Annotated in this window: 23 protein-coding genes; 16 read left to right on the top strand and 7 right to left on the bottom strand. The window is 62.4% G+C overall.

Annotated elements, in window-relative coordinates; translation table 11 throughout:
• The first annotated feature begins 95 nt into the window (after positions 1-95).
• From JQ629_RS12490 to JQ629_RS12505, 4 genes are all read left to right on the top strand, one after another.
• Positions 96-446, top strand: a complete 351-nt coding sequence (locus JQ629_RS12490) for a Lin0512 family protein (protein WP_211994544.1) — start codon at positions 96-98, stop codon at positions 444-446.
• 69 nt (positions 447-515) lie between these two features.
• Positions 516-1,850 carry an amidohydrolase gene (locus tag JQ629_RS12495; protein ID WP_212412927.1) on the top strand — a complete coding sequence of 445 codons (1,335 nt, stop codon included), beginning with the start codon at positions 516-518 and terminating at the stop codon, positions 1,848-1,850.
• A gap of 6 nt (positions 1,851-1,856) precedes the next feature.
• Positions 1,857-3,572 carry a dihydroxy-acid dehydratase gene (gene ilvD / locus JQ629_RS12500; RefSeq protein WP_212412928.1) on the top strand — a complete coding sequence of 572 codons (1,716 nt, stop codon included), beginning with the start codon at positions 1,857-1,859 and terminating at the stop codon, positions 3,570-3,572.
• Positions 3,573-3,594: 22 nt separating this feature from the next.
• A complete protein-coding gene (locus JQ629_RS12505) occupies positions 3,595-4,275 on the top strand; it encodes a GNAT family N-acetyltransferase (protein ID WP_212412929.1) in 681 nt (226 codons plus the stop codon).
• A gap of 8 nt (positions 4,276-4,283) precedes the next feature.
• On the opposite strand, the gene JQ629_RS12510 is transcribed toward JQ629_RS12505, so the two are convergent.
• Both JQ629_RS12510 and JQ629_RS12515 read right to left on the bottom strand, forming a co-directional pair.
• Positions 4,284-4,916 carry an HAD hydrolase-like protein gene (locus JQ629_RS12510; protein WP_212412930.1) on the bottom strand — a complete coding sequence of 211 codons (633 nt, stop codon included), beginning with the start codon at positions 4,914-4,916 and terminating at the stop codon, positions 4,284-4,286.
• An 18-nt stretch (positions 4,917-4,934) separates the two neighbouring features.
• Positions 4,935-5,771: an SDR family oxidoreductase gene (locus tag JQ629_RS12515; protein WP_249135006.1), complete on the bottom strand. Its 837-nt coding sequence runs from the start codon at positions 5,769-5,771 to the stop codon at positions 4,935-4,937.
• Between the two features lie 113 nt (positions 5,772-5,884).
• Between JQ629_RS12515 and JQ629_RS12520 the strand changes: the two genes are divergently transcribed.
• Complete coding sequence (locus JQ629_RS12520; protein WP_212412932.1) at positions 5,885-6,589, top strand: glutathione S-transferase N-terminal domain-containing protein; 705 nt, start codon at positions 5,885-5,887, stop codon at positions 6,587-6,589.
• Here the strand turns inward: JQ629_RS12520 and JQ629_RS12525 are convergent.
• The gene (locus tag JQ629_RS12525) at positions 6,586-7,143 is read right to left on the bottom strand and encodes a disulfide bond formation protein B (RefSeq protein WP_212412933.1); all 558 of its coding nucleotides are present in this window, start codon (positions 7,141-7,143) and stop codon (positions 6,586-6,588) included. The genes JQ629_RS12520 and JQ629_RS12525 overlap by 4 nt on opposite strands.
• A gap of 7 nt (positions 7,144-7,150) precedes the next feature.
• Complete coding sequence (locus JQ629_RS12530; protein ID WP_212412934.1) at positions 7,151-7,309, bottom strand: DUF5993 family protein; 159 nt, start codon at positions 7,307-7,309, stop codon at positions 7,151-7,153.
• A 118-nt stretch (positions 7,310-7,427) separates the two neighbouring features.
• Here JQ629_RS12530 and JQ629_RS12535 point away from each other — a divergent pair, with 118 nt between their 5' ends.
• On the top strand, positions 7,428-7,796 hold the full coding sequence (locus JQ629_RS12535) for an ArsC family reductase (protein ID WP_212412935.1): 369 nt from the start codon (positions 7,428-7,430) through the stop codon (positions 7,794-7,796).
• A gap of 84 nt (positions 7,797-7,880) precedes the next feature.
• Here the strand turns inward: JQ629_RS12535 and JQ629_RS12540 are convergent, their stop codons facing one another.
• Together JQ629_RS12540 and JQ629_RS12545 are read right to left on the bottom strand one after the other, a co-directional pair.
• The gene (locus JQ629_RS12540) at positions 7,881-8,504 is read right to left on the bottom strand and encodes a PAS domain-containing protein (RefSeq protein WP_212412936.1); all 624 of its coding nucleotides are present in this window, start codon (positions 8,502-8,504) and stop codon (positions 7,881-7,883) included.
• Positions 8,505-8,508: 4 nt separating this feature from the next.
• Complete coding sequence (locus tag JQ629_RS12545; protein ID WP_212412937.1) at positions 8,509-9,111, bottom strand: PAS domain-containing protein; 603 nt, start codon at positions 9,109-9,111, stop codon at positions 8,509-8,511.
• Between the two features lie 370 nt (positions 9,112-9,481).
• Here JQ629_RS12545 and JQ629_RS12550 point away from each other — a divergent pair, with 370 nt between their 5' ends.
• The 7 genes from JQ629_RS12550 (at position 9,482) to JQ629_RS12580 (ending at position 16,023) form a co-directional block, all read left to right on the top strand.
• The gene (locus tag JQ629_RS12550; RefSeq protein WP_212412938.1) at positions 9,482-10,237 is read left to right on the top strand and encodes an ABC transporter ATP-binding protein; all 756 of its coding nucleotides are present in this window, start codon (positions 9,482-9,484) and stop codon (positions 10,235-10,237) included.
• Complete coding sequence (locus JQ629_RS12555) at positions 10,230-10,973, top strand: ABC transporter ATP-binding protein (protein ID WP_212412939.1); 744 nt, start codon at positions 10,230-10,232, stop codon at positions 10,971-10,973. Before JQ629_RS12550 ends, JQ629_RS12555 begins: the two co-directional genes overlap by 8 nt.
• A 37-nt stretch (positions 10,974-11,010) precedes the next feature.
• Positions 11,011-12,228, top strand: coding sequence for an ABC transporter substrate-binding protein (locus tag JQ629_RS12560; protein ID WP_212412940.1), 1,218 nt, complete (start codon positions 11,011-11,013; stop codon positions 12,226-12,228).
• A gap of 87 nt (positions 12,229-12,315) precedes the next feature.
• Positions 12,316-13,179: a branched-chain amino acid ABC transporter permease gene (locus JQ629_RS12565; RefSeq protein WP_212264840.1), complete on the top strand. Its 864-nt coding sequence runs from the start codon at positions 12,316-12,318 to the stop codon at positions 13,177-13,179.
• A 1-nt stretch (position 13,180) separates the two neighbouring features.
• Entirely contained in the window at positions 13,181-14,149 is a 969-nt protein-coding gene (locus JQ629_RS12570) for a branched-chain amino acid ABC transporter permease (protein WP_212264839.1), read from the top strand.
• Positions 14,150-14,300: 151 nt separating this feature from the next.
• Positions 14,301-14,945 (top strand): DUF47 domain-containing protein, encoded by a 645-nt coding sequence (locus JQ629_RS12575; protein ID WP_212264838.1) that lies wholly within the window; start codon positions 14,301-14,303, stop codon positions 14,943-14,945.
• 73 nt (positions 14,946-15,018) lie between these two features.
• Complete coding sequence (locus tag JQ629_RS12580; RefSeq protein ID WP_212264837.1) at positions 15,019-16,023, top strand: inorganic phosphate transporter; 1,005 nt, start codon at positions 15,019-15,021, stop codon at positions 16,021-16,023.
• On the opposite strand, the gene sugE is transcribed toward JQ629_RS12580, so the two are convergent.
• Entirely contained in the window at positions 16,024-16,338 is a 315-nt protein-coding gene (gene sugE, locus JQ629_RS12585; RefSeq protein ID WP_212034055.1) for a quaternary ammonium compound efflux SMR transporter SugE, read from the bottom strand. It lies immediately after the preceding gene.
• A 151-nt stretch (positions 16,339-16,489) separates the two neighbouring features.
• Between sugE and JQ629_RS12590 the strand changes: the two genes are divergently transcribed.
• The 3 genes from JQ629_RS12590 to JQ629_RS12600 all read left to right on the top strand — a co-directional run bounded on the left by JQ629_RS12590 (position 16,490) and on the right by JQ629_RS12600 (position 19,758).
• A complete protein-coding gene (locus JQ629_RS12590; RefSeq protein WP_212264836.1) occupies positions 16,490-18,109 on the top strand; it encodes a peptide chain release factor 3 in 1,620 nt (539 codons plus the stop codon).
• 305 nt (positions 18,110-18,414) lie between these two features.
• Positions 18,415-19,140 (top strand): crotonase/enoyl-CoA hydratase family protein, encoded by a 726-nt coding sequence (locus tag JQ629_RS12595; protein WP_212412941.1) that lies wholly within the window; start codon positions 18,415-18,417, stop codon positions 19,138-19,140.
• Between the two features lie 60 nt (positions 19,141-19,200).
• Positions 19,201-19,758 carry a TetR/AcrR family transcriptional regulator gene (locus JQ629_RS12600; RefSeq protein WP_212388646.1) on the top strand — a complete coding sequence of 186 codons (558 nt, stop codon included), beginning with the start codon at positions 19,201-19,203 and terminating at the stop codon, positions 19,756-19,758.
• Positions 19,759-19,786 lie beyond the last annotated feature (28 nt).

The following is a 19,786-nucleotide window of genomic DNA, read 5'->3' on the forward strand; positions in this document are numbered from 1 at the left end:
TCGCCTTCAGTCGGCGGCTTGCCTTCGGACCGCCATGGCGCGAAACTCTGCGCCAAGACTGATAACCCTCGCACTCCAATGAAAGCAAAAACCTGATGGCACGCGTGCGCTGTATTACCGAAATGGGCATGGGCGTTGATGTTCATGGCCGAGACGCCACCAAGGCCGCGAAGCGCGCGGTCTCGGACGCGATCCGCCACTCCAGCCTCGGCTTCTTCCGGATGCTGGGCAAGACCGCTAACGATATGTACGTCGATGTCACCATCGCCGTGCCGAACCCCGAGGCGGTGGATACCGCTGAAGTCGCCAAGGAATTGCCATATGGCACCAAGACCGTGAAGGCGATCGCGGGCGGGCTCGAGATCCCGTCCGATCTGGGCAACGATCCTATCCTGATCGCCAACGCTGCCGTGATCGTGAGCTTTGACGACGGTAAAACCGGCTAGACACCCAACAAGCCGTCGTCCAAGCTGCCGATAAGAACAACACCGGGGAAACAAGGGAGCGTCACCGCCATGAAGCACTTTGTCAAATCCTTGCTCGTGTCCGCGGCGCTCTGCGCCCTCCCGCTCTGGCCCGCACATGCCGAGTTGGACGTTCCCGCGCTCAAGGCCGCAATCGAAAAATCGTTCGAGGCGGACTATCCAAAGCTCGATGCGCTCTACAAGGACCTCCATGCCCATCCTGAACTCGCCTTTCAGGAGGTAAAGACCGCGGCAAAACTCGCCGCCGAGATGCGCGCGCTTGGTTTTGAGGTCACCGAGAAGGTCGGCAGGACCGGGCTGGTTGCGATCTACAAGAACGGTGAGGGCCCCACCATCCTGGTGCGCACCGAGCTCGATGCGCTGCCGATGGAGGAGAAGACCGGCCTCGACTATGCGAGCCGCGAAAAGACCACCTGGAACGGCCGGGAGACGTTCGTCGCGCATAGCTGCGGCCATGACATTCACATGGCGAACTGGGTCGGCACAGCGAAGACACTGGTAGGCCTGAAGGACCAGTGGAAGGGCACGCTGATGTTCATCGCGCAGCCGGCCGAGGAAATCGTGCAAGGCGCGAAGGCCATGCTGGATGACGGCCTGTTCACGCGATTTCAGAAGCCCGATTTCGCCTTTGCCCTGCATGCCGGCGGCGTTCCCTACGGCAATGTCAACTATCGCGTCGGTGTCGGCTCATCCACTGTCGACGGCCTCTATATCAAGTTCCGTGGCCGCGGCGGTCACGGTGCGATGCCGCAGCTGACCATCGATCCCGTGATGATGGCCGCGCGCTTCATCGTCGATGTGCAGAGCGTGATCAGCCGCGAAAAGGATCCGACCGAATTCGCAATTGTCACCATTGGGTCGATCCATAGCGGCACGGTCGGGAATATCATCCCGGATGAGGCGACGCTGCTGGGGACGATTCGTACCTTCAAGCCCGCGGTGCGTAACAAGTTGGTGGCGGGTATCGAACGGGTGGCGAAGGCCGCCGCGGCGATGTCGGATGCGCCGCCACCGGAGATCAATATCGCGGAGGGCACCAAGGCCGTGATCAACGATCCTGCCGTGGTCGCGACCGCCGAGAAAGTGCTCAAGGCGGCGTTCGGCGAAAAATTGAGGCAGACGCCCGCGAACACGACAAGCGAGGATTTTTCCGAGTTCGCCGGAGCCGGGGTGCCGTCGATGATGTTCAATATCGGCGTCTACGAGCCTGAACGGTGGATGGCGGCAAACAAGGCCGGTACGCCGCTGGCGGGGAATCATTCACCGCTGTTCGCGCCGGTGCCGAAGCCGACTATCCAGACCGGCATCACGGCGTTGACGCTCGCCGTGCTCAGCGCGTTCGATCAGCATGCAAGGGGCAAATAAACAATAATGGTTGAAGACAGCAGCACCTACTGGAAGAAAGCCCGTGTTGAATTGCGTGCCGCCGGCTTCGAACCGGACCGCGCCGCGAAGGCCAGCGCGGTCGTGACGATTGCGAGCGCCTATACCAACGCGCATCGCTGCAACAATCGCGTGCGGACCATTACGGATTTGCTCGTCGAACTTCTCGCCGAACGAGGCGGGCAGGGGCTGATCGTGGGGGCGCCTGCGGTGTCGGACGCGCTGACGCAGGGCACGCCGACGGCGGGCTACAGCCTGGCATCGCGTGACGTCGTCGCCGATTGCTTCGAGATCGGCCACTACGCGCACCATGGCGACGCCATGATCGTGATCTCCGGCTGCGACAAAACAGGAGCTGCCGCATTGATGCCGCTGGCGCGGACCAATGCCTTCGGTCTCGTGCTCTATCCCGGCACCAGTTCGCCGGGCCGGGTGTCGTTCGGGGCGTGGGCGGCCAAGGGCAACAATCTGACGGTGATGGATTACGCCGAGGCGCGCGCGGCCAACGATTCTGGTCGCATCTCGTCGGAAGAGTTCCTTGAAATTGAACGCAACGTGATGCCCGGCAGCGGGACCTGCGGTGCGATGTTCACCGCCAACACGATGAGCACGATAGCGGAAGCGATCGGCATGATGCTGCCGCGCGGCGCCTCGCATCCCGCCGACTACCATGCCGGCAGCGATATCCATGCCGACGTCCGTGCGCAGGCCCGTGCTTCGGTCGACGCGCTGTACCGGCTGATCGAGGCCGGCATCCGGCCGCGCGACATCATGACCGAGCGTGCCTTCGAGAACGCGATCACGACCGTCTACGCGATGGGCGGTTCGACCAACATGTATCTGCACTTGCTCGCGGTCGCGCGCGAGGCGCAGGTGCCGGTCGGCATCGAGCGCATCCAGCAGGTTGGCGAGCGGGTGCCGCTGCTGGCCAATCTGCAGCCGCATGGACCCTTTGCGATGGGAAGCCTGCATGCGATCGGCGGCGTGCCTGTCGTGATGAAGGAACTGCTGCGCAACGGCCTGCTGCACGGTGACGTCATGACGGTGACCGGCAAGACGCTGGCGGAAAACCTCGCTGATGTGCCGACGCTGGAGCAGATCGGCCCGCAGAAGATCGTTTCGCCGGTGGCACGTCCGGTCGCGCCGCCGAACAACCACATCAGCGTGCTGAAAGGCAATCTCGCGCCGGAAAGCTGCCTGCTCAAGCTCTCCGGCAAGACGCTCGACCACGGGCAATTCCGCGGCACCGCGCGGGTGTTCGAATCCGAAGCCGCCACGATGGCTGCAATCCGCGCCGGCGAGATCGTGGCCGGCAACGTGATCGTGGTGCGCAATGTCGGTCCGGTCGGCGGCCCGGGCATGCCCGAAATGGTGATGCTGACAATCCAGTTGCAGGGGCAGGGCCTCGGTGAGGATGTCGCGCTCATCACCGACGGTCGCTTCTCCGGCGTCTCGCACGGCATCCTGATCGGCCATGTCTCGCCGGAAGCGGCGCGTGGCGGTCCGATCGCGGCGGTCCGCGACGGCGACGCGATCGTGATCGATCCCGGCGCGCGCACCGTCACCCTCGACGTGTCGCCCGAGGAGATCGCCCGGCGCATGGCCGACTGGCGCGCGCCTGATGCGGGGCGGGTGCGGCGCGGCTCGGTGCACGACAAATATATCCGGCTGGTGTCGTCGGCGCATTATGGCTGCGTGCTTTGAGCGGACTTGCGCCGGCAGAACCATGACCCATCCGCTCGATCAGCCCATCTGGAGCGCATTGACGACCCGGCAGCAGGCCTTGGCGGAGGGCGACACCGTGGCGCGGCGCTTCCCGCTTGCGATCGCGCCATTCGCCGACATGGAGGACATGTCGCCCGAAAGTTTTGCCGCCCTCGGCGCGCTGATGTCCGGATCCGAGATCGCGGTGCTGTTTACGTCAGAAGCGGTCAGCGTGCCGGATGACTTCAAAACCCTGCTTGCCGAGACCGGAGAGCAGATGGTCGGCACACCAGCGCAAAGTTCGCTTCCCGGCGTGGACATCGTCACGCTCGGCGTGGCCGACGTGCCCGAGATGATCGCGCTGGTCGAGCTGACCAAACCCGGTCCCTTCAGCACGAGAACCCATGAACTGGGAATGTTTCTCGGCATCAGGATCGACGGCCAGCTCGTCGCGATGACCGGCGAGCGCATGAAGCCCGGCAATTACACCGAGATGACCGCCGTCTGCGTGCATCCCTCGTATCGCGGCCGCGGCTACGCGCAGGCGTTGCTCGGCGCGGTTGCCCGCGGAATCGTTGATCGAGGCGAGATTCCGTTTCTGCATGTGTTCAGCAGCAACACCTCAGCGATCGCGCTTTATCAAAGGCAGGGCATGGAGATCCGTCGTCGCCTGCATGTGACGGTGTTGCAGAAAAAGGCGTGACCGTTCGATCAGGCGATCGTGAGCTTTTGTTTGATCTCGTCGAACGTATGGAAGAAATGCGTCGGCCCGGCTGCCTGCAGCGCGGCGGGAAGGGCGTAGCCCCAGGCGACCGCGCCGGAATCCATCCCGGCGGCCCTGGCGGCTTCGATATCGCGGAGTTCGTCGCCAATGCAGAGGACTTCGGAAGCACTTGTTCCGAGCTGCCGCGCAACGCGCTTGAATTTGTGATGCTTGCCGAAGAGCGAGGCGCCGCAGTCGAAGCGCGCGATCAGCGCCGCGGAAGGACCGAGGACCTGGCGTACCGATGCTTCGCTGTCGGAGCTGACGATCGCGGTGTGGATGCCGAGGCTCTGCAGGTCGGTCAATAGTTGCGAGGCGCCGTCGAACAGCGATATCTGGTTTGCGGCCGCAAGCTTGCGCCTCCGTATGTCGCGCGAGATGGCTGGAAGTTTCCACATCGGCATGTTGAGGCGGGCGATGATTTCGCGGCCCGAGCGTCCGCGCAATCCCTCCAGTTCCTCGGCGCTGACGGGCGCGAGGTCGAACTTCGCGATCAGGTCCTGAAAAACGGTTCGAAACCAGGGAAGCGAGTCGGCGAGCGTGCCGTCGAAATCGAAAATGGCGAGGCGATAGCGGGGCATGCGGGATCGACTAGCACATCACCTGTCGCCGCCGAAATAGTCCGGCTTGCCGGTGGTCCAGGTCTCACCCCAGAGCTGGCCGCCACCGTCGACCGTCAGCGTTTCGCCGGTGACGAATTTGCCGGACGGGGCGGCGAGGTAGACGCTGGCTTCCGCGATGTCCCAGGGCGAGCCCGCGCGCATCATCGGGTTCGAGCGCGGATAGGCGGCGCGGGCTTCCGGCGTGTAGACGTTCCAGCCCTCGGTTTCGATCGCGCCGGGCGCCACGCAATTGACGCGGATGTTCAGCGGCGCCCATTCGACGGCGACGGCGCGCGACAACCCGATCACGCCGGCTCGCGCCGCGACCGAATGAGCGATGCCGTAGAGGCCATGCGTGGTGACGACCACGATGTTGACGATGCGGCCGGGATGCTTGCGGTCACGCCAGCGCTGCGCGGCGGCCTGCATCATGTACCAGGTGCCGTTGAGGTTGGTGTTGATGACCGTGTTCCAGCCCTTCACGGAAAAGTCGATCGCGGCTTGCGGAAACTGCCCGCCGGCGCTGTTGACGAGAATATCGAGCCTTCCATGGGCGTCCCACACCGCGGCGAACAGGGCGTCGACTGCGTCGGGCTCCCTGATGTCGGCGGTGTGGGCCGATGCTTTCAGGCCGCGTCCGGCCATTTCGGCCACCAGCGCATCGAGCTTGCCCTGATCGCGCCCGGCCACGGCAACATGCGCGCCGAGCCGCGCAAACAGCCAGGCGATCGCCCGCCCGATGCCGCCGGCGCCGCCCGACACCAGCACGACCTGACCGTTGAGGGCATCTGCCGCGAACACGGTCGGATGAACCGCGAGCTCCGCGTCTGTCATGCCCAGCTTCGGCGGCGACGGATGATCAGTCATTGGTGGCGCCAACCCTTGTTAAGCGCGGCAAGGTTCGTACATTACCCGCCTCACAACAACCAAGCAAAGAACGAGTGTCAATGTCCGACCTTTCCGGCTTTCCCATCACCAAACGCTGGCCCGCCAAACATCCCGAAAAACTTCAGCTTTATTCGCTGCCGACGCCGAACGGCGTCAAGATCTCGATCATGCTCGAAGAGATCGGGCTGCCTTACGAAGTGCATCTCGTCGACTTTGGCAAGGACGACCAGAAGACGCCGGAATTCCTGTCACTGAATCCGAATGGCAAGATCCCTGCGATCCTCGATCCCGATGGTCCCGGCGGCAAGCCGATCGGCCTGTTCGAGTCCGGTGCGATCCTGCAATACCTCGCCGAGAAGACCGGCAAGCTGCTGCCGGCGGACGCCGCGCGCCGTTGGCAGACCATTCAGTGGGTGCACTTCCAGATGGGCGGGATCGGGCCGATGTTCGGCCAGGTCGGCTTCTTCCATAAATTCGCCGGCAAGGAGTTTCCCGACAAGCGGCCGCTCGAGCGTTATGTCGCGGAGTCCAAGCGCCTGCTCGACGTGCTTGAGACCCATCTGGGCGGCCGGCAGTGGGTGATGGACGATGAATATACCATCGCCGATATTTCGATGCTCGGCTGGGTGCGCAACCTGATCGGTTTCTATGGTGCGCGCGAACTCGTCGCGTTCGATAGTTTTAAACACGTGCCGGCATGGCTGGAGCGCGGCCTCGCGCGGCCTGCCGTGGAGCGCGGCCTGAATATTCCGAAGCGGCCTTAGGAGAAGCGCTTGAGCAGTTCGTAGACGGTCGGATTGTCGGCGCAGGCGCCGAAACCGCATTCCAGGAGGGTCGATATCACGTTGAGGCCTGTCAGGGCGATCACGAGCCAGACGGCGGCCTGCGCAAACAGGCCGCCGGTCGGCGGCAATGCAGCGCCATCATCTTCGAACTGACGGTCGAACAGCAGCGCCGCCGCGAGCAGAACGATGGCAGCGATGAAGCCGATCAGGGCCCAAGTGTAATAGTGATAGCCGAGCAACGCCGAACCGTAGCCCGCGTCTCCCGGCATGATGTGCAGCAGCACCTGCCGCGTCGAGGCCACAGCGCCGGCAACCGCTGCCAACAGCGACAACGCATAATGGCTGGGACGCGGGCCGAAACGGATGTTCAGGATCGGGCCGATGGCCAGCATCGCAAACAGGATGCGCTGCAGCAGGCAGAGCGGGCAGGGCAGTTCGTGCAGCAGCAGCTGCGCCGCAAACGCCGCCGCCAGCACCAGCGCGACGGCGTAGAGGCTGAGCGCATTCAGCGTGATGGCGCGGGTCTGGGTCATGGGCGGCTCAGAACGACAGTTTCAAGGTATCGGTCGCGTGGTGCAGATAGGTCGCGGCGCAGACGACCATGACGGCGGCGTACAGGCCGAGCGCGAGGGCGCGTGTACCGCGCCAGGCAACCAGCATCACGATGCTTGCTGCTAGAAACAAAAGGGTGAATTCCATGCGGGGCCTCACCAGCGGGTGACACGTCAGTCTATGATGGATTCGCTGATCTGCATTGTATAAAAACCTGCGGACGCTCCGCCAGCAGCGAATGGCGCCAAATCCGGAATGTATTGAAATGCCCATCACGATCTACGGCATCAAGAACTGCGACACCATGAAGAAGGCCCGCACCTGGCTCGACAGCCACGGCGTCGCTTACGATTGTCACGACTACAAGACTGCGGGCATCGCCAAGGACAAGCTCAAGCAATGGTCCGATGAACTCGGTTGGGAAACCCTGCTCAACCGCGCCGGCACCACGTTCCGCAAACTGCCGGACAGCGAGAAGGAAGGGCTGAACGAGCGCAAGGCGCTGGCGCTGATGCTGGCGCAGCCGTCGATGATCAAGCGGCCCGTGCTCGATCTCGGCGGCAAATTGCTGGTCGGGTTCAAGCCGGATATTTACGCCAAGGAAGTGGCGTCGAAGGGCAAGCGCAAGGCCTAGATTCTTGGTTTGACGCGTTTTCTTTGCGCGAACCGGTGCCCACCCCCGGATCAAGTCCGAGGGCATGCTTCGCTCGACAACGCTTTAGTCGAGTTCGACCACTTCGTCGGACAGTTGTCGGCTCGGCTGATGAGGCACAAAGTCGCGATCGATGATAGCCCGGACCAGGATCACAGGAACGGCTTTGGGTCTCAAGCCCATCAGATTGTTGATCTTGAAGCCGCCCTCGATGCTGATGCTTTTGTAGGAGCCGACGATCTGTTCGACCGCATCGCCACGACCGAACGGCATCAGGAGCCGCTCATAGGACACGTCCTTGTTGTCGGCGTCCTGCACCGTTGAAATCGAATAGGCCGGCCGCCTGTGCTTCAGGCAAGCGCGATACAGGGCAATCACGCGGGCATACCGTTCAGGCCCGAGCGCGTCGTCAAGATAGCGATTGATGCGCTCAGCCGGGCTGAGATGGTCGCTGCCATAAGTGGCGCTCAATCTGGCGCCTGCCTGGGTAATCAGGAAGCGCGCGCCGTCGCCGTCGCCTTCGACGTTAAATCCCATCATGTCGGGCAGTTCGTCGCCGACGCGGTTGGGCTGGAAATCATCGACGAGGGGAAGAGGCCGGTGCCTGGTTGCGGCGCGCAGCCACGCATTCAGGAGCTCGCGCTGCTTGATCGACCTCACGACCGAAGGATCGGCGCTTTCGAATTCCATTGCCCTAGCCGAATTCGAGCACGTCGCCGGACGGAATGCGGCCGGGCGCGCGATGGAAAAGATCGCGGTCGATGATGGTGCGAAGCTTGGGCACCGGCAGCTTATCGCTTCCGCGCATCAGATTCCTGATCTCGAAGCCGCCATCCTCGCTGATGGTCTTTAGCGATGCGATGATGTGGGTGACGTTGCCGTCGTCGGAGAACGGCAGCAGCAGCCGCTCATAGGCAACGATTCGCCCGTAGATGTCATCGATATTGGCGATGGTGTAGGCGGGGAGGCGGCGGGCGATGCTTTCGTAATAGACCGGCATCACGATGGACGCGAGCCTTGCGCCCAGATACTCGTCAAGATAGCGGCCCTTGCCGGTATTGCCATACGCGCTCGACATCCGCGCGCCGTCACTTTGGATCAGCAGGCGCGGTGGCTGAGCGCCGGTATCGACAGCCAAAAAAACAAGGTCGGGAAGTTCGTCCTCGATCCGCGCCGGTTGATATTCGTCCATGCGCGGCAAGGCCTGATCGCGGGCAAAAAGCCGCAGCCAGGTGTTCAGCAAATCGCGCTGCTTGATCGATTTGACGATTGATGGGTCGGCGCTTGCGAAATTCACGGCCGCGATCCCTGCCTGACTAAATCGCGAGATGATCCGCCGCGGGCGGTAATATTCTATGAAACGGCCCGATTGCAGCAAAACACCGTTAACGGCGGCTTTCCGGTGCGCGGGTACGGCGGAAAGACGCTCCGGCACCCTGCCATTCGCGCAAGCCGTGCAATTCGACTAAGGGCGGATTTGGAACCGGCACTAATGCTTTGGCTAGCCAAGCTTTCCGCCTTGCCTAATCCGTGCCGTTGACGGCATATTCCGCCCGGAGGCGGCAGGTCCGGGACGGTTTCCAAGGCGTCCGGGAGAGCCTGCCCGACAAGGGAAAAATTGGCCGCGCGCGAGGGGACTTCGCAGCGGGCTGATGGGGGAAGTTTGTTTGGCCGATGAGATCATTCTCGAAACCCACGGATTGACCAAGGAATTCGCGGGGTTCTTCGCCGTTCGCGACGTTGCTCTCAAGGTGCGTCGCGGCAGTATTCATGCGTTGATCGGGCCGAACGGCGCCGGCAAGACGACATGCTTCAACCTCCTGACCAAGTTTCTGAAGCCCTCGGCGGGCCAGATTCTGTACAAGGGGCAGGACATCACCGCGATGGCGCCGGCCGATGTGGCCCGCCTCGGGCTGGTGCGCTCGTTCCAGATTTCGGCGGTGTTTCCGCACCTCACGGCGCTGGAGAATGTTCGGGTCGCGTTGCAGCGGCAGCACGGCAGCTCATTCGATTTCTGGCGCTCCAAGAGCGTGCTCGATCGCTTCAACGGCCGGGCCCATGAGCTGCTGAACGATGTGGGTCTAAGCGAATTCGCCACCACGCCGGCGGTCGAGATGCCTTATGGGCGGAAGCGCGCGCTCGAAATCGCAACGACGCTGGCGCTCGATCCGGAGATGATGTTGCTCGACGAACCGATGGCCGGCATGGGCCACGAGGACATCGACAAGATCGCGGCGCTGATCAAGAGCATCTCGGCGAAACACACGATCCTGATGGTCGAACACAATCTCTCCGTGGTCGCCAATCTTTCCGATATCATCACGGTGCTGACGCGCGGTCAGGTGCTGGCGGAAGGCAACTATGCCGATCTGTCCAAGGACGAGCGCGTCAAGGAAGCCTATCTGGGGGCCGGTCATGGCTGAAGTAAAGATGGCGGAAGCCCCTGCAAGGACGACCGGCACGCCGGTTCTCTCGGTTCAGAACCTGGAGGCCTGGTACGGCGAATCCCACATCCTTCACGGCATCAACTTCAATGTGAATGCCGGCGAGGTGGTGACGCTGCTCGGACGCAACGGTGCCGGCAAGACCACCACGCTGAAATCGGTGATGGGGATCATCGGCAAGCGCACCGGTTCGATCCGCTTCAACGATCAGGACATTACCCGCGCCGCGTCCGACAAGATCGCGCGGATGGGCGTCGCTTTCTGCCCGGAGGAGCGCGGCATTTTCGCGAGCCTCGACGTGCGCGAAAACCTGCTGCTGCCGCCGATCGTGCGCCCCGGCGGCCTGTCGCTCGATCAGATCTTCGAGCTGTTTCCGAATCTGAAGGAGCGGCTCAACAGCCAGGGCACCAAGCTTTCGGGCGGCGAGCAGCAGATGCTCGCGATCGCCAGAATCCTGCGTACCGGTGCGCGGTTCCTGATGCTGGACGAGCCGACCGAAGGTCTGGCACCCGTTATCATCCAGCAGATCGGGCACACCATCGCGCGGCTCAAGTCGGAAGGTTTCACCATCCTGCTGGTCGAGCAGAATTTCCGCTTCGCCGCGACGGTCGCGGATCGCTACTACATCGTCGAGCACGGCAAGGTCATCGACGGGTTCGCGAATTCGGAACTGCAGGCCAATATGGACAAGCTCCACACTTATCTTGGCGTCTGATCGGTATAGTTCGGCAAGCAAAATTCAGGGAGAAAATATGAAACAGAAAATTTCGGCACTTCTTTTCGGCACCGCGCTGACGCTCGCCGCGAGCGGCGCGCTGGCGCAGGATAAAACCGTCAAGGTCGGCGTACTCACCGACAATTCCGGTCTCTATTCCGACCTCGGCGGCGCCGGCTCCACGCTCGCCGCCCAGATGGCGATCGAGGATTCCGGGCTCGCCGCCAAGGGCTGGAAGATCGACGTGATTTCGGCCGATCATCAGAACAAGCCCGATATCGCCACGACCATCGCGCGCCAATGGATCGACGTCGAGAAGGTCGACATCTTCATGGACGTGCTGAACTCCGGCGTGGCGCTGGCGGTCAACAATCTGGTGAAAGAAAAGAACGCCATCATGATCAATACCGGCGCGGCGACGTCGGATCTCACAAATGCCCAGTGCTCGCCGAACACGATCCACTGGGTTTACGACACTTACATGCTGGCGAACAGCACGGGCCAGGCGTTGGTGAAATCGGGCGGCGACACCTGGTACTTCCTGACCGCGGACTACGCGTTCGGCCACGCGCTGGAGCGCGATACCGCCGCGGTCGTGACTAAATCGGGAGGCAAGGTTATCGGCAACGTCAGGCATCCCCTGAACTCGTCAGACTTCTCCTCGTTCCTGCTGCAGGCGCAGGCTTCCAAGGCCAAGATCGTCGGCATGGCCAATGCCGGCGGCGACACCACCAACACCATCAAGCAGGCGTCGGAATTCGGCATCGTCGCCGGCGGCCAGAAGCTGGCCGGTCTTCTGCTCTTCATTACCGACGTTCATTCGCTCGGTCTGAAGGTTGCCCAGGGCCTGAATTTCACCGAAACCTTCTACTGGGATCTCAACGACGACACCCGCGCGTTTTCCAAGCGCTTCTCCGAGCGCATGAAGAACAAGGCGATGCCGTCCATGGTGCAGGCCGGCGTCTATTCCGGTCTGATCCACTACTTCAAGACGGTCGATGCGATGGGCGGCAATCCGCATGACGGCATCAAGGTCGTCGAGAAAATGAAGGCGGCGCCGACCGACGACCCGCTGTTCGGCAAGGGTACGATCCGTGCCGACGGCCGCAAGCTTCATCCGGCCTACCTGTTTGAGGTCAAGAAGCCGGCCGAATCCAAGGGGCCGTGGGACTATTACAAGCTGATCGGGACCACCCCCGGCGACCAGGCTTTCCGGCCGCTTTCGGAAAGCGCCTGTCCGCTGGTAAAGAAGTAAGACGATCGCCCGCCGGCACCATGCCGGCGGGCTTCTCTTCGCGTCACCACGCGAAATAGCGTCACAACGAAATCGAGTGCGAAACCGATGCAAGCTCTCTACGCGCAGCTTTTAGTGGGATTGATCAACGGCTCGTTCTACGCGCTGCTCAGTCTGGGGCTGGCCGTGATCTTCGGCATGCTCAACATCATCAATTTCGCCCATGGCGCGCTCTATATGATGGGTGCGTTCTGCGCCTATTTCCTGCTCAATTTGGCGGGTATTGGATACTGGCCGGCGCTGATCATTGCGCCGATCGTGGTCGGCATCTTCGGCATGATCCTGGAACGGACCATGCTGCAGTGGCTTTCGGGCCTCGATCATCTCTACGGGTTGCTGCTGACGTTCGGTATCGCGCTGATCGTGCAGGGCGTGTTCCAGAATTATTTCGGCTCCTCGGGCCTTCCCTATGCGATCCCCGATGAACTGAGGGGCGGCATGAACCTCGGCTTCATGTTCCTGCCGATTTACCGCGGCTGGGTGGTCGTGTTCTCGCTCATCGTTTGCCTCGCCACCTGGTACCTGATCGAAAAGACGCGGCTTGGTGCCAATCTGCGCGCCGCGACCGAAAACCCGACACTGGTGCGCGCGTTCGGCATCAACGTGCCCAGGATGATCACGCTGACCTATGGGCTCGGCGTGGGCCTCGCGGCGCTGGCCGGCGTCTTGTCCGCCCCGATCAACCAGGTCCGGCCGCTGATGGGCGCCGACCTGATCATCGTCGTGTTCGCGGTGGTGGTGATCGGCGGCATGGGCTCCATCATGGGATCGATCATCACCGGCTTTTCGCTCGGCGTGATCGAAGGACTGACCAAATACTTCTATCCCGAAGCTTCAAACACCGTGGTTTTCGTCCTGATGGTACTGGTGTTGCTGGTGAAGCCAACGGGTCTGACCGGACGGGCGGCCTGATATGAGCGCATTGACTGACGATACATTGCCGGCATCACCGCGCGCCGTGCGCGACGAGATGATCGTATTCGTCCTGATGGCGGCGCTGCTGGCGATCGTGCCGCTGACAGGGATCTATCCGTTCTTCGTGATGCAGGCGTTGTGCTTTGCGCTGCTGGCCTGCGCGTTCAACCTCCTGATCGGCTACGGCGGGCTGTTGTCGTTCGGCCACGCGATGTTTCTGGGCACGGCCGGTTACTTCACCGCGCATGCCCTGAAGGTCTGGGGGCTGTCGCCGGAGCTCGGAATTCTGGTCGGCACCCTGGGTGCCGCCGGGCTTGGCGTCATTACCGGCGTCGTCGCCATTCGCCGTCAGGGCATCTACTTCTCGATGATCACGCTGGCGCTGTCGCAGCTTCTGTATTTCATCTACCTGCAGACGCCGTTCACCCATGGTGAGGACGGCATCCAGGGCATCCCGCAGGGCTATCTGTTCGGCATCTTCAATCTCGCCAAGCCGACGGTGCTCTATTACGTCATCCTCGTCGGGTTCCTTGGCGGTTTCCTCTTGATCTATCGCACCATCAACTCGCCGTTCGGCGAGGTCCTGAAGGCGATCCGCGAAAACGAACCGCGCGCGATCTCGCTGGGCTACAAGACCGATCACTACAAATTGCTGGCCTTCATCCTTTCCGGAACGATCGCCGGTTTCGCAGGCTCGCTAAAGGTATTCGTGGCGCAGAACGCCTCGCTCACCGACGTGCACTGGACGATGTCGGGCGAAATCGTGCTGATGACGCTGGTCGGCGGTCTCGGAACCGTATTCGGTCCCGTGGTCGGCGCCTTCGTGATCATCGCCATGCAGCAATATCTGGCCGGTTTCGGCCAGTGGGTGACGGTGATCCAGGGCGTCATCTTCGTTGCCTGCGTGCTGACTTTCCGCCGCGGCGTGATTGGCGAGATCGCGCATTTCTTCCGCCGTTCGCTGTAAATTGCCCGTTCGGGCGCGTTTTAACGCCCTACAAAGCGGTGGATGACCACTATTCCGGGGTCGGTCGTCGCGCGCTTTGCCTGTGAATGGTCTATGACAGTTTTGTGACAGGCTGCCTCGGGCAGCCGTTCCAGAACGATGGATAAGACCGATGTTGCGCTGGTTTCGCTATTTCCTGCCCAAGGAAGAGCGGTTTTTCGACCTCTTTGCCCGTCATTCCCAGACCGTCGTGCAGGGGGCGCTGGCCCTGCAGGACATGCTGCGCGGCGGCGACGAGACGCCGGTGTTCTGCCAGCGCGTCAATCAGTTCGAAAACGATGCCGACAATATCACCCGCGAGGTGCTGACTGCGGTCCGGCGTACCTTCATCACCCCGTTCGACCGCGGCGATATCAAAAACCTGATCACCTCGATGGACGATGCCATCGACCAGATGCAGCAGACCGCCAAGGCCGTCATTCTGTTCGAGGTCCGCGTCTTCGAGCCGCCGATGCGCGAAATCGGAACGCTGATCGTCGAATGCGCCAATCTGGTCGGGCGCGCTTTGCCGTTGATGCAGGCGATCGGTGACAACGTCGCGATGCTGACCGCGATCACCGAGGAGATCGGCAAGCTTGAGGGTCGCATCGACGACCTCCACGATATCGGGCTGAAGGAACTGTTTCTCAAGCATCGCGACGCCAACACCATGGATTTCATCGTGGGCGCCGAGATCTATAAGCATCTTGAAAAGGTTTCGGACCGCTTCGACGACGTCGCCAATGAGATCAACAGCATTGTGATTGAACAGGTATGAGCATGATCCGGAAAAGTGGGTACCGGTTTTCCGAAAAAATCATGCTCCCAGTAACTTAGGGCAGGGCCAACAAGTGGATGCTGCGCTTGGTCTTCCAATTCTGATCGCATTGATTGCGGTCGCGCTGCTGTTCGACTTCCTCAATGGATTGCACGACGCCGCCAATTCGATCGCCACGATCGTGTCGACGCGCGTATTGCGGCCGCAATACGCGGTGTTTTGGGCCGCCTTCTTCAACTTCATCGCCTTTCTGGTGTTCGGTCTTCACGTCGCCAACACCATCGGCACCGGCATCATCGAGCCCAGCATCGTCGATGCGACGGTGATCTTTGCCGCGCTGGTCGGCGCCATCGTCTGGAACCTGATCACCTGGGGGCTTGGCATTCCCTCGTCCAGTTCGCACGCGCTGATCGGCGGCTTGCTCGGCGGCGGGATCGCCAAGGCAGGCCTGTCCGCAGCGGTCTGGAGTGGGCTTTCGAAGACGCTGCTGGCGATCGTGCTGTCGCCGCTGGTCGGCTTCCTGCTGGCGCTGGTGCTGGTGGCGATCGTGTCCTGGCTCTCGGTGCGCTCGACGCCGTTCGCGGTCGACCGCGCCTTCCGCATCCTGCAATTCGTCTCGGCCTCGCTGTATTCACTCGGCCATGGCGGCAACGACGCGCAGAAGACCATGGGCATCATCGCGGTGTTGCTCTATTCGCAGGGCCATCTCGGCACTGAATTTTCGATCCCGTTCTGGGTGGTGATCTCGTGCCAGGCGGCGATGGGGCTCGGCACGCTGATGGGCGGCTGGCGGATCGTCCGTACCATGGGCCTGCGGATCACCAAACTGACCCCGATGCAGGGCTTTTGCGCGGAAACCGGCGGGGCCGCGACCCTGTTCATGGCGACCTGGCTTGGGGTTCCCGTTTCCACCACCCACACCATCACCGGCGCCATCGTTGGCGTCGGCGCGGCGCGCCGGGTCTCGGCGGTGCGCTGGAACGTGGCCAGCTCGATCGTCTATGCCTGGGTCATCACCATCCCGGCCTCGGGAATCGTGGCCGCAGCGACATATTGGGCGGTGGTGCTGCTTCGCTAATCAGGTGACCAGCTTCAGCCCGACAATGCCGGCTACGATCAGCCCGATGCTGGCCAGGCGTGCCGCGGTGGCGGGTTCGCCGAAGAGGGCGATGCCAAGGATAGCCGTGCCGACGGCGCCGATTCCGGTCCAGACGGCATAGGCCGTTCCGATCGGTAAGGTTTTCAGCGCCAGTCCAAGCAGGAGGATGCTTCCGGCCATGGCCGCCAGCGTCAGGGCCGACGGCACCAGTCGCGTAAAGCCTTCGGTGTATTTGAGACCGATGGCCCAGCCGATTTCCAGGAGACCGGCGGTGAACAACACAGCCCAGGCCATGACAAACCCTCCAGATAAGGCAGGGTCGTCCCCGCGGATGATGGTGATGGGAAGGTCGTCCTTCCCTGCTGGATATGGGGGGTGTATCCACGGTCGGCAATTGCCAAATCGCCCTTGATTGCGCCCGTTTTCCCTGCCAAACGCTCGATTCATGTCCGACATTGCCGTTTCAGCCGAATCGCCGTCCCGCTCGCCGCTTGCAGATGAAGTGGCGCGGCGGCGGACCTTTGCCATCATTTCCCACCCGGACGCCGGCAAGACCACGCTGACCGAAAAGCTGCTGCTGTTCGGCGGCGCCATCAACCTTGCCGGCCAGGTCAAGGCCAAGGGCGAACGCCGCAACACCCGATCCGACTGGATGAAGATCGAGCGCGAGCGCGGCATTTCGGTCGTGACCTCGGTGATGACCTTCGAGTTCGATGGCCTCGTATTCAACCTCCTGGATACGCCGGGCCATGAAGACTTTTCGGAAGACACCTACCGCACGCTGACCGCGGTCGATTCCGCGGTCATGGTGATCGACGCCGCCAAGGGCATCGAGGCGCGCACCAGAAAGCTGTTCGAGGTATGCCGCCTGCGCGACATCCCGATCATCACCTTCATCAACAAGATGGACCGCGAGAGCCGCGACACGTTCGAACTGCTCGACGAGATCGAGAAGACGCTGGCGCTCGACACCACGCCGATGACCTGGCCGGTCGGCCGCGGCCGTGACTTCCTCGGCACCTACGACATCGCCACCGGCGGCGTGCGCCTGCTCGAAGGCGGCGGCGCCAAGACCGGCGCCGCGCAGCAGATCGACATCGCCGATCTCGCCGGCCGAAGCGCCAATCTCGACGTCGCCGAGGTCAAGGACGAACTCGCGCTGGTCTCGGAAGCCTGCAAGCCGTTCGAACTCGAGGCGTTCCGCGAGGGCCATCTGACGCCGGTCTATTTCGGCAGCGCGCTGCGCAATTTCGGCGTCGGCGATTTGCTGGAAGGTCTGGGGCGCTTTGCACCGCCACCGCGTGCGCAGGAGAGCAACCTGCGCAAGGTCGAGGCATCAGAGCCGCGCATGAGCGCCTTCGTGTTCAAGATTCAGGCCAACATGGACCCGAACCACCGCGACCGCATCGCGTTCGCGCGGCTGTGCTCCGGCAAGCTCAGCCGCGGCATGAAGGCCAAGCTGGTGCGCACCGGCAAGAACATGTCGCTGTCCTCGCCGCAATTCTTCTTTGCCCAGGACCGCTCGGTGGCGGATGAAGCCTTTGCCGGCGACGTCGTCGGCATTCCCAACCACGGCACGTTGCGGATCGGCGATACGCTCACCGAAGGCGAAGATCTCACGTTCGTCGGCGTGCCGAGCTTTGCGCCGGAAATCGTCCGCCGCGTGCGCCTGACCGACGCCATGAAGGCCAAAAAGCTGAAGGAAGCGCTGCAGCAGATGTCGGAGGAGGGCGTCGTGCAGGTGTTCCGCCCGCGCGACGGCGCGCCGGCGCTGGTCGGCGTGGTCGGTCCGCTGCAGCTCGACGTACTCAAAGCGCGGCTCGATGCGGAATATTCGTTGCCGGTCGAATTCGAAGTCTCGGAATTCCAGCTGGCGCGCTGGATCTCGTCCGACGACCGCAAGAAGCTCGACGCGTTCATGTCGGCCAATGGTTCGGGTGTCGCCGATGACGTCGACGGTGACCCGGTGTTCCTCGCCAAGAACGAGTTCTATTTGGGCTATACCAAGGAACGCGCCGAGGGCATCGTGTTTTCCCACATCAAGGATGTGAAGAAGAAGGCGTGAGGGACGCGGGGAGGCTGCAATTGGCTTCCGTTCTCCTGTCGTCCTCCGCGAAAGCGGGGGACCCAGTACGCTGCGGCCTTTCAGCTAATCAATAATCGCCTCTGGAATACTGGGTCACCCGCCCCAGTGCGCAATTGCGCACAAGGCGGGTGACGACAGCTGCGGCGTGTCGTTACAGCACAGCACGCCCACCACCCATGCATCCAGTGGATGCCTGTATGCGTTTCTTGCTCCCTGACTGGTCTTGCACGGCCGCGGGCATTCCGAAAGTATCCAGTGGATGCTTATAGAACAGGGAGGCACACATGACTGATCTTGCGACCTATTCCCGCACCGGCCCCGTCGGCACCATCGTGATGGATGATGGCAAGGCCAATGTGATGTCGCTGGCGATGCTGAACGCGCTGCATGCGGCGTTCGACCAGGCGGAAAAAGACAAAACCGTCGTGATCCTGAAGGCGCGCGGGAGGCACTTTTCCGGCGGTTTCGACCTCAACGTCTTCGCCAAAGGGAGCGCCGAGGATCAGTACCTGATGCTGAAAGGGGGCGCCGAACTGGCGCTGCGCATCCTGTCGTTTCCGACCCCGGTGGTGGCCGCCTGCCAGGGCAATGCCTATCCGATGGGGGCGTTCCTGATCATGTCCAGCGACCACCGTCTCGCCGCCGAGGGCAATTACTTGATCGGGATGAACGAAGTCGCAATCGGGCTCACGGTGCCGCGGTTCGCCATAGAGATCGCCCGGCAGCGGCTGACGCCGGCCTATTTCAGCCGGGTGGTGATGACGGCCGAAATGTTCGGTCCGGCGGAAGCCGTCACGGCCGGCTTCTTCGACCGCGTAGTGCCGGCTGACGCCCTGGAGCGCAGCGCGGAGGAGGTGGCCGGGAAGCTGAGCACGCTCGACATGGCGGCGCATGCCGCCACCAAGGCGCGGGCGCGCGGTGCCGTGATCAAGATGATCCGCGGCATGATCGACGAGGACATCACCCCGCAATATGGCGAGGATCGCATCAGGAGCCGCGCTTCGGCTTAAGCTTTGGAAAATCGTGTCCGCGACAGTGGCGCTGCGGCCGGGGCCTTTGTATGAAGGGATATGACCGCATCGCCGCGCCGGGCGACTTACCGCCACGGCAATCTGAAATCAGCCGCGCTGAAGGCCGCCACCCGTCTGGTGGCCAAGGCCGGCCATGAGCAATTGAGTTTGCGCGAGGTGGCTGATGCTGTCGGTGTTGCGCATCGCTCGCTGTATAATCATTTCAGGGATCGCGAAGCGCTGCTCGATGCGGTCGCCACCGGCGCCTATGACCGGCTGGCCGCGATCCTCGTCAAGGCGACCACGCCGGAGGATTACACCGCGAAATATGTCCGCTTCGCGCTCGCCAATCGCGCGCTCTATGCGCTGATGACCAGCCGCCCGCACGCGACGATGAAGCACAATCCGCCGCTGCAGACCGCGGTCCACGGCGTCATCACCCAGGCGATGCGGATCTTTTGCCAGGACATCCCGACATCAGCCGCGCGGCGCCGGGCCGTGATGAAGATCTACATCACGCTCTATGGTGGTATTTCGCTCTATGCGGCCGGCGTGCTCGACCAGCCCAGCGAAAAGGCGCTGATTGCGGAACTATCGGCGATGAATGCCGGGAAATGAACGCGGGGATGTGAACGCCGGCCCGCTT

Source organism: Bradyrhizobium sp. AUGA SZCCT0222 (assembly GCF_018130205.1).
Classification (GTDB): domain Bacteria; phylum Pseudomonadota; class Alphaproteobacteria; order Rhizobiales; family Xanthobacteraceae; genus Bradyrhizobium.